General features: G+C 69.9%; 11 protein-coding genes. 9 read left to right on the top strand and 2 right to left on the bottom strand.

All coding sequences use genetic code 11. The features are described 5' to 3' along the window. Positions 1–30: 30 nt before the first annotated feature. The gene (locus ABZ851_RS32900) at positions 31–2490 is read right to left on the bottom strand and encodes a hypothetical protein (RefSeq protein ID WP_361135502.1); all 2460 of its coding nucleotides are present in this window, start codon (positions 2488–2490) and stop codon (positions 31–33) included. Positions 2491–3599: 1109 nt separating this feature from the next. Further along, positions 3600–4961, bottom strand: a complete 1362-nt coding sequence (locus tag ABZ851_RS32905; RefSeq protein WP_361135505.1) for a GNAT family N-acetyltransferase — start codon at positions 4959–4961, stop codon at positions 3600–3602. Between the two features lie 163 nt (positions 4962–5124). Here ABZ851_RS32905 and ABZ851_RS32910 point away from each other — a divergent pair, with 163 nt between their 5' ends. The 9 genes from ABZ851_RS32910 (at position 5125) to ABZ851_RS32950 (ending at position 12323) form a co-directional block, all read left to right on the top strand. Then, positions 5125–5523, top strand: a complete 399-nt coding sequence (locus ABZ851_RS32910) for a hypothetical protein (RefSeq protein WP_361135508.1) — start codon at positions 5125–5127, stop codon at positions 5521–5523. Positions 5524–6099: 576 nt separating this feature from the next. Further along, the gene (locus ABZ851_RS32915; protein WP_159476255.1) at positions 6100–6345 is read left to right on the top strand and encodes a hypothetical protein; all 246 of its coding nucleotides are present in this window, start codon (positions 6100–6102) and stop codon (positions 6343–6345) included. A gap of 143 nt (positions 6346–6488) precedes the next feature. Then, the gene (locus tag ABZ851_RS32920) at positions 6489–6884 is read left to right on the top strand and encodes a hypothetical protein (RefSeq protein ID WP_361135512.1); all 396 of its coding nucleotides are present in this window, start codon (positions 6489–6491) and stop codon (positions 6882–6884) included. 116 nt (positions 6885–7000) lie between these two features. Then, positions 7001–7273 (top strand): hypothetical protein, encoded by a 273-nt coding sequence (locus ABZ851_RS32925; RefSeq protein ID WP_361135515.1) that lies wholly within the window; start codon positions 7001–7003, stop codon positions 7271–7273. 107 nt (positions 7274–7380) lie between these two features. Next, positions 7381–7767 carry a hypothetical protein gene (locus ABZ851_RS32930; protein WP_361135518.1) on the top strand — a complete coding sequence of 129 codons (387 nt, stop codon included), beginning with the start codon at positions 7381–7383 and terminating at the stop codon, positions 7765–7767. Positions 7768–7884: 117 nt separating this feature from the next. Further along, positions 7885–8247 carry a hypothetical protein gene (locus ABZ851_RS32935; RefSeq protein WP_361135521.1) on the top strand — a complete coding sequence of 121 codons (363 nt, stop codon included), beginning with the start codon at positions 7885–7887 and terminating at the stop codon, positions 8245–8247. Between the two features lie 128 nt (positions 8248–8375). After that, positions 8376–10976 carry a hypothetical protein gene (locus ABZ851_RS32940; protein WP_361135524.1) on the top strand — a complete coding sequence of 867 codons (2601 nt, stop codon included), beginning with the start codon at positions 8376–8378 and terminating at the stop codon, positions 10974–10976. A 194-nt stretch (positions 10977–11170) separates the two neighbouring features. Then, complete coding sequence (locus ABZ851_RS32945; protein WP_361135527.1) at positions 11171–11686, top strand: hypothetical protein; 516 nt, start codon at positions 11171–11173, stop codon at positions 11684–11686. A 124-nt stretch (positions 11687–11810) separates the two neighbouring features. Further along, the gene (locus tag ABZ851_RS32950; RefSeq protein WP_361135530.1) at positions 11811–12323 is read left to right on the top strand and encodes a hypothetical protein; all 513 of its coding nucleotides are present in this window, start codon (positions 11811–11813) and stop codon (positions 12321–12323) included. The last annotated feature ends 13 nt before the right edge of the window (positions 12324–12336 follow it).

Genomic DNA, 12336 nt, shown 5'->3' on the forward strand with positions numbered 1-12336 from the left:
GCCGGTGTCTCCTGTCAGCGGTCTCGGGCGTCACGAAACGGCTCCTGCCAGCAGGGCGAAGCGATCTGCCCGGCTCAGGCCCGCGGCCTGGCCCTCGCAGGCGGCACAACGGCAGCCAGCGGGTGGCCGGCCGATGAGGGTCAGGCCGCAGTCAGTGCAGGTCCAGGCCCCCTGCGGGCGCTGCGCAGGTGTGACGGCGGCTCGGGCCTGGGCGGCGCCGGCCTCGTAGACCGTGGGCTGGTCACCGGAGGCTGGTTCCGCCGGCGCTGGGGTGTGGGCGGCGCGCCAGGCGTTGCTGCGCTGGGTCAGGAGGTGCTCGGCGGTGCGGCGGCGGGCCTCCTCCGCAGCCTTCGTGGCGGCCTGTTCGGCATCCTCGACGGAGGGGTGGAGATGGCGGCGGCGCATCTGCGCAGCGTGGGCGTTGCGGGCTTCGGCTTCGACCTGGAACTCGCTGCCGAGCGTGCGCAGCGCGATGGCGCGGTATTCGTCGACGATGTCCTGGGCCTTCATCTTCGCGGCCAGCGCGATCATGGTCGCGCTGGCGCCTGCGGCCTCGGCCTTGTCGCAGGCGTCCTGGATGCGGGCGTGGGCCTGGTGCTCGGCCATGTCGGCCAGCGACTGGGTCAGTTCGGGGTCGTCGGGTTCGCCGCAGCCCGCGGCTACGAGCGTTTTGGCGTCGGTGAGGAGCTTTTCGGTCTCCTCCCAGCCCCAGCACGTTCCGCACAGGCCACCCGTTTCGGGTTCGCCGCACTGCGCGCACGGCATCGCCCGCCGCGCGACTTCGTCCGCCTCCTGCCGGGCGCGGGCCGCGGCAGCCTTCGCCGCCACCGCTGCATCCTTGGCCGCTCGCTCGCGGCGACGCTCCTCGAGCCGCGCGGCATCGGCGTCCACCACGGCGCGCAGCTGGTCCTCGAACGCCGCACGTTGCTGGTCGGGGGTGGCGTCGGGCAGCTGGGCCTGGACCTGGGCGGCGACGTGTCGGCGGCGGCCGCGGAGGGAGCGGACCTGGTCCTCGCAGTGCGCGCAGGCGGCGCCGGAGAGCATTCGCACGCCTTCGTCGCACCCCGCGTCGTTGCAGTCGCTGCGCCGGGGCAGGCCCCGGCCCAGGAGCCAGCCCACCGGGTCGGTGATTGCGTCCGCCTCCCCTGGCTGGAGAAGCAGGCGGCGCGTCAGCCGGCTGACGAGGATGCTCTCGGCCTGGTCACGCCCGACCACGCTGGCAATGGCCGTCAGTTCGCCGCGGATGGCCTTCTCGACCAGGCGACGGGTGCTGTCCCGCTTCAGCCGGTCCCACAGCAGCTGCACGGGAGCGACCACTGCCTCAAGATCACGAGCGGGCCGTGGCACCCTCCCCCGTAGCCCGCCGCTGTGACGCCCGCCCACGCCGGCGAGCACATCGGAGGCGGCGTCCAGCCCAGAGCCGGCGCCGGCGCCGCCCTCGGCCAGCTCCTGGCCCTCTGACTGCATTGGGATGGTGGGGGAAGTTTTCGGCATTTCCCCGCGCAGCGGGCCGTCCGGGCCACCGGTCGACGGCGCCGGGGCAGCGGCAGCGTCGGTGTCGGCGGCCTGGTCCTCGCGTGCGCATGCGCGTCCCGGCAGATCACCGGACCCCTCACGGCCGTAGCCGGAAAAGCCACTACCACCCGCACCCTCATCCCTCAGAGCAGCCATAGGTGTGTGGTAAGCGTGCAGTCCTGCAGAAGCCGAACCTGTTCCCGAGGCCGATTTACCCCTGCTGACCTGCGGCTTCGCTCTCTGCGCCGGGATCTGATCCCCCCCTGCAGTTGCCACACCCCTTCGCGGCCCCGGAACCAGCCCTCCAGGACGGCCTTCAGCCCGCCGGAGTCGGCGCATCTCCCGGTAGGCGGCCTCCACTGCGGGGATCACCAACTGCTCCCGGCCATTCGGTGTCACCCGAGCCTCCACCACGCCCGCGGCCACCAGCCGGGCCAGGACCCGAGCACCCTCAGCCGGCGAGCACCGCAGCAGCCGCGCGATCGTCGCCGCCATGCGCCCGTGCTCATCCACCGCACCGCCGCACAGCCGCACCACACCCGTCGCACGTGCCTCCAGCACCAGCAAAAGCAGCGCCAGACGATCGGTCGCAGCTCCCGGGCCGGTGCGCGTGCCCAGCAGTCCGGGGGGCGTCTGCGTACCGTTGCGGTGCGACCAGCCCGGTGCGCACACAGCCTCCACCAGGCCCCACAGCACAGCGAACTCCACCTTCTGCAACCGCAACGGGTGGGTGGCCGGCTGGTGGAGGCGGGCATCGAGCAGCGGCAGCAGCTGCCAGCGAATGCCGGTGATCACCCGCGTGCCCGGCCGCACCCGGTTCTCGGACTTGGTGATGTGCTCCCGGTCAAGGTGCGGGCGCACATCGTGCCCGATCGTCGACGCCGACACCCCCACCCAACGGCCCAGCTCCCGGGACGTCATCTCGACCGCGAGATCTGCGGCCGACGTTTTTGCCGCCAGCACCACGGTCGTCATCCGCATCGGATCCGGCGCACCCACCAGACCCGGCTGCCCCATCAGCTCATGCACCGCTCCCCGCAGCCGTCCGCGCATCTTCTCCGTATGCGTCAGCCAGCTCGCTGCCTCCCACACCGGCACCGGCCCCGCCGGCCGCACGGCCGTCGTCGCCCTGCTCACAGCTGCCCCCCCTCAGCCGCGCGTCCGAACGCGGCGTGAGGAGCGACCTCATCAGCCAAAGCGGACAGGCTCCGAGGAGATGAGGCAGACAGGGGCTCGGTGGCATACGTGCGGGTCACATACAGAGAAGGGACCGTTGAAGAGGCTGATGTGACACGTGGTGCAAAAAAGGTCATGCGAAACGGTCCACCGGACTGCCTGTGGACAGCGGACACGAACGTGTCCTGTCCCGCAGGCCGGGCCGCCGACCGCGCTCCGCGTCCCGCGGGCAGGGAAGCCGAGCTGTCGCGCTCACCGATGGCTGGCTGAAATCCGTCAGCGCTGGTGGCGAAAACCGACTGGTGAGGAAAGATAGAACGCCCATTCCACGCCAAACGGGCATGGCTGGGCTGGCAAAAGATAGACCGGTGCTGCAAAATGACAGCGCCTCCTCAGCTTTCAGCTGGAGGGCATGACGAAGCCCCTCGTGGTGCGTGGTGCTTTGTGGTTCGGTGAGAACCAAGATCGAACTGTTCGACCGGGGCCAACCGGGCGAACAATCCCTTCAGAGGGCCGCCAAACCCTCTGGTGACGGGGACGCCAGCCAAGGTGCGCCAACACCGAGCTGAGCGTCCCGGGCGGTCAAGCCGCCCTGACTCCTAAGTCATCTCGCCCCCTCTTCGGAGGGCTGGTCGAGGTGCGCCCAGACGGCACAAACACCCCACAGCACAAACACCCCACCGAAGGGCCAGCGCGCGCATGTGGCTGCTGGCACCACGGCAGGGTGCAGTGAGTCGGGTGCTGGGTAGAGGTACCCTGATCACGTCGACGCCCTTCTACTCGCACTGAGGGGTTCGGCAGGCCGATCGGACCCCCATCACAAGGTCCATTCGGCCACGTGGCCCCTCTCGCCTTGTCCAAGGGCGATTGACGGGGCCACTTTCTTTTTGATCAACGTCGGGGCCACCCTATCGCGGGGTGTGCGCCCATATTCCAGAAGCGCGACTGACTTGGTCGCGCGTCTGACCGCCGGCGCCCCGGACTTCGGGTCCGACGCCGAGAACGTGCCCAGCGGGGCGCTGGAACAGAGCCCCGCTGCTCCGGCCTTCAGCTTCGACCGTGCGTACGTGGGTGAAGCCACGGTTGCTGTAGTACGTCCGCAGACCGTCATTGCTGCGCCAGGCATCCAGGCGCAGCCAGGTCTTTCCCTGGTCCGCGGCGCGCTTGCTGGCCCAGTCGAGCATGGCCGAGCCCAGATCGAGTCCGGCCACGTCACGGCGCACGACCATACGGTGCACATAGAGGGCAGCTTCGGCGGCCTCGTCTGGGCTCCAGAAGTCACCATCCGCATGCCCGTCCACGGTGATGGTGGCGACGGGAGCGCGGTCAACCTCCACGATCCAGCATTCGCCAGCAGCGAGGTTTGCCCGAATCCGGTCCTCGCGCGGGGCGTACTGCCACTGGTCGATGCCGCGCTCGCGCAGCCAGGATGCGGCGTGCTCCCAGAGCTCAACGACTATGGGGAGGTCTTGCTCTTCGGCCTGGCGAATCGTCGGTTCGGACCCCAGCCGCTGGCGGCTGCGCTCGTAGGTGATGACGTGCCGGTCGCCCGGGAGCACGTTCATCACGGTGCGGACCGGCTTGCCGTCCTCGGTGTAGCCGGTGCACAAGTGCACCGCGACAGGGGTTCCTGGGCCGAGCTGGAGCCGATCCGCCTCGGCCGGTGTGGGCATGCGCACGTGGATTTCATCCAGGGCGCGAACCTGCTCGTAGCCCAGCTCGGCCAGTACCGCGTTGGCGCCGCGAGCGATGTCGTCGGGACGCATGATCTCGCTGTTCTGCACGAGCGTGAGGGGAAAGTGGCTGTCGTTGGTGTTGTAGGGCACGCCGTCGACGAAGCGGACCCGGCGGCGTACAACGACCAGCTCGTCTTCACCTAGCTGGAGGCGCTCACGGACATGCTTGCCTGGCGTCTCGACAGCGACCTCGATGTGCTGGTCGGCCTCCCGGCCCTCCTCCGACATCTGCGTGAGAAAGGCGTCCATCTCGGGGGACAACGGGCGCTTCCAGAACTCAGCCTGCGGTCTGTAGACCATCGGCCGACGACTGCGAACGAAGTAGCCGCGGGGGCGATCGCTCACGATCAGACCTTCATTGACCAGCACCTTCAGGCCCTGGACGGCGGTGGTCCGAGTGGTGCTCCACTTACTCGCAAGCTCGGCCTCGGTGGGCAGCCGGGCACCCGCGCCAAGGGTTCCGTCCATGATCTGGTCGCGGATCTCGTCCGCGATGCGCTGGTAAAGGGCGCGCGCCCTGCCGCTGACTGGCATGGCAGATATCTACCTCCAAAGCAATGAGTAGTCAATCTAGCTGATCGCGCCGTCTGGGCTTGACCCGGCCTAGCGCTTCATGCAAATCTTCGACGCGCAACATTGAGTACTCAATCTATGTCACCTAGTTCACATGTTCTTTCTTTGGAAGGAGCTCCATCCCGTGAAGATCACCCGCCGCCCCGCCGCCAGCCTCGTCACCGAGCACTTCGACACCGAGACGCTCGCGCTCCTGGAGGCGATCGAGGTGCCGCTCCCCGACTTCGCCGGCATCGACCTGGACATCGCGTTCGGTACGCCGCTGGAGATGTACGGGCTGGTGACTACGGACGAGCTGACCAGGTGGGACGCCGCAGCCGCGGTGACGAAGGGCAAGACCAAGGCGCGCAACGCGGTCATCGCGGAATACGGGGCGCGCCGGGATGCGGCGCGGGACATCGTCGCCTCCGACCCGTCGATCACCGCCCGGGTGCGCGAGCGCCTGGTCGACGTCCTCCTCCCCTACGCCGCGCAGCTGCGAATCGCGCCGCCGGCCACCGAACCCCTGCCGCTCGTGGCCTGACGGCGCCGGGTCCTCACGGACCCGGCTCCCCCACCCGGAACCGCCCCGCGGCGGCGCCGGATGAGGGAGCCGGATCTCGGCCCCCGGTACCGCCCGGACTCCTCCCGCTCTCGCGGGAGTCGGAAGGCAGCGGTCCGTTCCTTGAGAACTCCACAGCGTGATCCACCACAGATACGACGGCCGTGACCACACCGGCTGAGGTGAGTGGAGACCCGTCGTGCGGCGCCATCACTCCTGGTGGTGGCAGTCGGCACGGTCAACGACCCGTCGGGCGCGCTCTAACGGCGCGGCCTGGGCTAGCCCCAGCCAGGTGCTCATTACTGACGGAGAGCTCGGAGGGCCGACATCCCCACGACGCAAAAGAACGACGCGGCATGACCTTCACTGCATACCCGCCCGGACGGATCTCTCGGCGGTAGCGGTCCGCGTCTCTACGAGATCCGGCGCCCCACAGGCGCCGCGCAACCTTCGCAGCCACGCGCTGCCCAGTCGCTCACCGACCCGCTTCGGCGGCCCGGTGAGCGGTGGAGAGCGCGGAGGACAACCCGCTCCAACACACACCTCGTCAGGAGACCCATGGATTCCCTGATCACCCACCAGTTCATCGGCCCGAGTCCCGCCGCCCGTTACGCGGTCGATGGGCTCACCTCGGAAGAGGTGTACCGCCTGATCGGTGCGAACACGGTGGCTGGCTTCGAGCCGGTCGTGCACACCCACACCGCGCGGGGCGACCAGCTCAGGACTCGCGATGGCAACCGCCTCACTGTCGTCGCGCTGCACGGCACGAGCGTGATGAGCGCGATCGCGTTCGAGCAGGTCTGACGGTTGCCTGATCCGCCCGCACCGGCCCCGGCTGGGACGAGCGGTGACGGGGAGCCGGGCAGCCCGCCCGCTCTACACGGCGACAGCCCCGGAGCTCTCACCTTCCGGGGCTGTCAAGACAGGACCTAATTGGGAGGCCCTGAATGAACAGCATCGCATGCGTGATCACCGCTCCGACCGGCGGTGCGATCGATGACATCGAGCGCGACGACGACAGCCGCGGCTACGAGGCCGAGGACGCCGTCCGGCGCCTGGACGCCTGGCGGGCCCGCCGCGCCCAGAGCACCGAGGCACTGGACCGTCTGCACGCCGAGGTCCGGCACCGCCGGCGCACCGCCGACGCCCGTATCGCCGACTCCCGGCGTGCGCCGCGCACGCTGGATGAGATGCGGGACCGTCTGCCCCTGCCCCCGGTCGCGGCGACGGAGGAAGACCTCAACCGCGAGCTGGACAACCCGGCGGAGGACTGGGACCAGGCCCTCTCCCCCACGGTCTTGCCCAAGAGCGCCACCCGCGCCGGGATGCGGGGTGCGGCATGAGCGGAATGACGGACGCCGAGCGCGAAGCGATGAGGCGGAAGGTCGACGCGGACAACCGCCGCTCCTCCGGCTCCAACAGCGGAAAGAACCCCTCCTGAACACCACCCCGATAGGCCGTGCCCGCGCCGCGTACCACCTGGCGGCGCGGGTCCTCGGCCGCCACGGCGTGGGGCACCCGCTGGCACACACGCTGCTCGCGTTCGCTGACCGAGCGGCGCAAGTCGCGTACAGGGCCGGCCACCACGTCCACGAAATCCACGCCGCGACCACCCACCACGACAAGCACCACTGATCAGGAAAGAGGAGGCATGCGGTTCATCAACGCGCTCGGCATGGTCGGCGGGCTCTTCATCATCGCCGCGCTGCTCCTGGCCCGCCTGGCCCACTGACCGCCACGCCGATCTGCCAGCTGCCTGCTCCGCCCGTCCCGGCCTCCGGGACGGGCGGAGTCGCAAGGGAGCCGGACAGCCCGGACCAATGACGAATGGAGGCACCAATGGCCTTTGACATGAGCCGATTCGGCACCAGCCGTTGGGTGAAGACCCACCCGAACGGTGTCTACACCCACGGCTCGACCGAGCCGGTGCTCAGCGTGCTGGACGTGCGCGGCTTCGAGCTGCGCGAGCTGTTCCTGATCGGCATCAACGACTCGTGCGGCACGCTCATCTTTCCGCACGAGTCGCGGGCCGAGAACGCCGCTGCCGCGCTGGAGCCCGCCTTCGACACCCGCGTCTCCCTGTTCGGCAACCGCGACGGCCATGACCTGTGGGCGACCGAATTCACCCGGCGTGCGCTGGACGGCACCACGCTGTCGCCCTTCGTCACCGACCTCACCCTCAAGGACGGCACCGTCCTCATCCGCGACGGCCGCTGGGTCCGCTGACGACTCCCGCCTGTCGACTGCCTCCCCCTGCCCGCGCCGTTCCTCGTGACGGCACGGGCAGGGCGGTGGGAGCCGGACAGTCCGGACCATTTCTGCTGAAACTTGCCAGGAGTTGCCATGCGCGCCAGCGCCCAGATCACCACCCCCACGACCCTGTTCAAGCAGGGCCAGTTCGTCCTGTACCGCGACCCGGAGATGTTCTGGACCGGGAAGGCCGGCCACACCTTCGTGTGCCGGGTCGAGCGGTGCTGGTCAGACGGCACACACAACCTGATCGCCGTAGCCACCGGCCGCCCGGTCCAGAACGTCAGCCCGCACTACATGCGGCTGCTGCCGGCCATTGACGCGATGCGCGACATCGACACCGCCCCGCTCAACCCGGCCAGTGCCACCGACATGGCGCCGGCGGCCGTCGCCTGGCTCACCCAGCAGCACGCCACGGCCAACCAGCGCCCCGACCTGCCCGCCCAGCGCGACTGACGACCACCCCGAACACACCACCTGCGTCTGACGGTTGCCTGCTCGGCCCCTCCCGCCACCCGGCGGGAGGGGCCGAGTCATGGGGAGCCAGACAGCCGTCCATCCGCTGCACGTAGAGAGGAAAGGGCATGGCCGCGCGCACCGCGACCCGCACCAAGAACAAGCCGCCCGCCAAGAACAAGAACGCGGCGAAGAAGACGACCGCCGCAGCCAACAGGACGACACCGACGCCGCGTCCGTCCGCACCGGCCACCGCGGACGACTGCGACCTCGCCCGCGACGCCGCCCAGGTCCTGGCTCGGGCGCAGAAGCAGGCTGCGGAGGCGACCAGCACTGCCCGTACCCAGGCCCGGCAGATCCTCGCGGAGGTGACCGAGGAAGCCGGCCACCGTCTGCGCCAGGCCAGCAACGACGCCGACACCACGCGAGCTGACGGCTCCCGCGACGCGCAGCAGATCCGCGAGGAGGCACGCCAGCAGGCGAAGGACACCGCCACCGCGGCCCGCGCGGCCGCGGCCCGGCACCACAACCGCGCTGACCGGGCCGCCAAGACGGTCCAGCAGCGCGCCACGGACCACGGCGAGCAACTCCTCGCCGACGCCAGGGTTCAGGCGCAGGAGCTGACCTGCCGTGCCCGCACCCAGGCCCAGCACCTGCGCCGGGATGCCAGGGCGCAGGCCCGGCAGGTCCTCGTGGAGGTGGCGGAGGAAGCAGGCCACCGTCTGCGCCAGGCCACCGAAGCCGCCGATCACGACGGGCAGCAGATCCGCGAGGAGGCTCGCCGGGAGGCGAAGTCCGCCGTCACCGCGGCCCGCGCGGCCGCGGCCCGCTACCGCAACCGCGCCGACCGGGCTGCCGAGGCGATCGAGCGCAATGCCACCCGTCAGGCCGAGGCACTGGTGGCCGAAGCGCGGACGCGGGCGGCGGAGCTGACGCAACAGGCCGAACTCGAGGCCCGTCAGGTGCTGCACGCGGCCCGCGATCGTGCCGAAAGTCTGGTGGCCGAGGCCCGCGCGCAGGCCGTTGACCTCACCGAGCTGGCTGCCACCGACCGCGAGGCGGCCGGCAAGGCCGTCGCCGAGCTGCGCCGCCTGGCGGAAGCCGACCTCGCCGAGGTCAGCGATCTGGTCGAGGAGCGGCGTCAGCAGGCCGGTGCCCTCCTCGGCCGGGCGCAGGAGCAGGCCGACGAGCTGGTCACCGCCGCCCGCCGCGAACTGGAGCAGGCCCGTAAGCGGTTCGCCGAGCTCGCCCAGACCTCGGCCGGCCAGTACGACGCCCGGCGCGCGGAGGCCGAGAAGCTGTACGCGGATGCGGTCGCGGCCGCCGACGACCGGCGCCGCGAGGCCGACCGTCACACTGCGGCCGCGCACGCCGAAGCGGAGCAGACCCGTGCACAACTGCGCGAGAAGCTGCGCAAGCTCACCGACGAGTTCGACGCGGAGGCCGCCGGCAAGCGCAAGACCCTCGCCGACGAGCTCAGCACGCTCAAGGCGGCCTGCGACAAGCAGCGTGAGCGGCTGCGGGACGAGGCCAAGACCGTCGCCCAGGAACTGCGGGATGTCGCCCAGAAGGAGGCCGACCGCATCACCTCGGACGCGGAGAAGAAGGCGCGCGGCATCACCGAACGGGCCAAGGCCGATGAGGCCAGGGCCCGCCGGATGCTGGATGAGGCCCGGGAGGCGAAGCGGGCCAACTCCCGCTGGCGCGGCTGGCACCACAAGCTCAGCCGCACGGCATGGAGGACGGCCCCGTGGATCGCGCTCGGCGCCGGCATCGGCCTCGCCGCCTCCGGCGAGTACGAGCTGGCACACATGGTCGGCATCAACAAGTACGTCGCCCCGCTCCTGCCGGTGTCCATCGACGTGTACTGCGTCACCGCGTTCCGCACCAAGCGGGACATCCCGGCGGCGCTGACCCTGATGGCGTCGGCCAACGTCGTCTTCCACCTGTCGGAGCAGGCGCACCTCGTGCCCGAGGGACAGTCCGCGCCGTGGTGGCTGACGACGTTCGTCGTGCTGATCTTCGTGGCCGTCGTCTGGCGCGTCCACACGCTGATGCACGACGCCGGTACGGATGGACACGGTGGTACGGACACGCCGAACGGGACGGAGGGATGTACTAGTACGGCCGCCCGGCAGGACGGCCCGGCTGGTACGCCGCTCCCCCGTACAACCACGTCTGGTACGGACTCGTACGGCCCGTCAGCTAGTACGCCGCCCGCTCGGACGGCCACCGCCGCTGCTCGTACGGAGCCTGTACACGGCACCGTGCACGACGCCGCCCCGGCGGCGGCGAATGCGGGCCTGACAAGCGCGTACAGCACCCGTACCAGTGGCGTACAAGCCGCCCCGAACGGGGTGGCGCGTACTGGTACGGAGCACTCCGGCCGTACCAGCGCCGCCGCGTACGAAGGCGAGGCGCGTACCAGTACGGTCACCGCTCGAACGGCTTCCCTGGACGGTGTACCGGCCGCGCGTACCAGGACGGCCCAGTCCCGCTCGCGTACCACCGCGACGGCCACCGCCACCCGTACCGGTACGACCACGCCCGCCCGTACGGACGCCGAACTGCTCCCGCTCGTAGAGAAGCTGCCGCGCGAGGACGACGGCTTCGTCAACATCAGCCGCGTCCGTACCGAACTCTCCGTCAACCAGCCCCGCGCGATCCGGCTGCTGAAGGAGGCCGGCCTGCTGCGGCGCGAGGACGCGGACAAATACCTCACCCCGTAGGCAAACCGAGCTGCATAACGAGCTGTTCGACGATTCCACCGGCTCCCGAGACGAAGCCCAGCGTCTCGGGAGCGCGGTGAAGGCGCCGAAACGCCACGACGGAGCCCCAGATCACCCCCGCCCCGAGAAGGCCCCCGCTGAAGCGTGATCAGCGGGGGCCTTGGCTTCCCTATTCACGCAAGGAAGGAGCACGCATGGCACCCACGACGACCGGGCAAGCCTCGACGCCTGGGAGCTTCCCCCGTACAACGACTCCGTCGGCGCCCGCGCTGGTACCCCCGGCGGTGATCCCGCCGGTCCTGGAGATCTGGGCGCCCGACCCCCCGACCTGGGGCCAGCGCATGATCCCCAAGGGGATCCGGTCCGCGATGGCTGACCTGGGGCTTTGGCAGGAGCCGCGCCCCTTGAAGCCCTCGTACCACCTGATCCAAGTGATCGAAGTCCTGACCCGCTACGGCTGGTGCCAGTCCTTCGACTTCTCCCCCACGGGTCGCATGTGCATCAGGGGTGCCCAGACCTTTCTCGAATCCACCGGGCATGTGACCGCGATCGACCGGGGGAAGGCCGTGAATTACCTCCAGACCCAGCTGGCGCGCCAGGGCGTGAACATGCGCTTCTGGGAGTGGAACGACCTTTCCAGCAACACCTTCCGAGGTGTGGAGGCCACGATCTCTGCGGCCTCCGACATGGCGCGAAAGAACGGAGATTGAAATGACACCGGAAGAAGAGATGGCTTTCGAAGGAATTCAGGCCGGAATGGCGGCAGGGATGAACTTTGGAAATAGCACTCCGGACGCTTCTCCGTACACCGACGAAGGGCCGTACGGAGCCCCGGTGACAAAGCACAAGAAGGCCGGTCTGACCCGCCGTGGCAAGGTCGCCATCGCAGTGGCCGGAGTGGCGATCGCCGGAGGCGGAACCATCTGGCTCCAGGTCCATTCGGCGGCCGTCGCAAAGGACGAGAAGGAAGCCGCCGCCCTCCAGATCCAGATGAAGAAGCTGGAGCTGCAGGAAATGAAGATCCGGAACGAGAAGGCGACCTCCGACAAGAAGGCCGCGATCGCCTCCGCTGACAAGATCCAGGCGTCCGTCGACAAGTGCGTGAAGGACTCCTCCGGCCTGATCGGCAAGGGGTACGGAGCGCCCTCGAAGGGCGACATCGTGGCGGGCTGCAAGCAGCAGTACGAAGCCACCGACGGGTCCGGCATGGAGGCCGCCGGCAGTGCCCAGGATGCCAGCAACGGCGGGGGCGGCGGGATCGACTCCCCCGCCCTGCTGGGGCTCGTCGCCGGCGGCGGCCTGGCCATCGCGGTGTTCGCGCGCAAGGGCAAGAAGGCCGACGCGTAGTCACGCACGGTGA

This window comes from Streptomyces sp. NPDC047049, from assembly GCF_040643995.1.
Lineage (GTDB): Bacteria > Actinomycetota > Actinomycetes > Streptomycetales > Streptomycetaceae > Streptomyces > Streptomyces mooreae.

Coding starts and splice junctions, on each gene's coding strand:
- ABZ851_RS32940 (WP_361135524.1), top strand. CDS start 8,376: ATGGCCGCGCGCACCGCGACCCGCACCAAGAACAAGCCGCCCGCCAAG.
- ABZ851_RS32900 (WP_361135502.1), bottom strand. CDS start 2,490: ATGACGACCGTGGTGCTGGCGGCAAAAACGTCGGCCGCAGATCTCGCG.
- ABZ851_RS32920 (WP_361135512.1), top strand. CDS start 6,489: ATGAACAGCATCGCATGCGTGATCACCGCTCCGACCGGCGGTGCGATC.
- ABZ851_RS32930 (WP_361135518.1), top strand. CDS start 7,381: ATGGCCTTTGACATGAGCCGATTCGGCACCAGCCGTTGGGTGAAGACC.
- ABZ851_RS32905 (WP_361135505.1), bottom strand. CDS start 4,961: ATGCCAGTCAGCGGCAGGGCGCGCGCCCTTTACCAGCGCATCGCGGAC.
- ABZ851_RS32945 (WP_361135527.1), top strand. CDS start 11,171: ATGGCACCCACGACGACCGGGCAAGCCTCGACGCCTGGGAGCTTCCCC.
- ABZ851_RS32935 (WP_361135521.1), top strand. CDS start 7,885: ATGCGCGCCAGCGCCCAGATCACCACCCCCACGACCCTGTTCAAGCAG.
- ABZ851_RS32915 (WP_159476255.1), top strand. CDS start 6,100: ATGGATTCCCTGATCACCCACCAGTTCATCGGCCCGAGTCCCGCCGCC.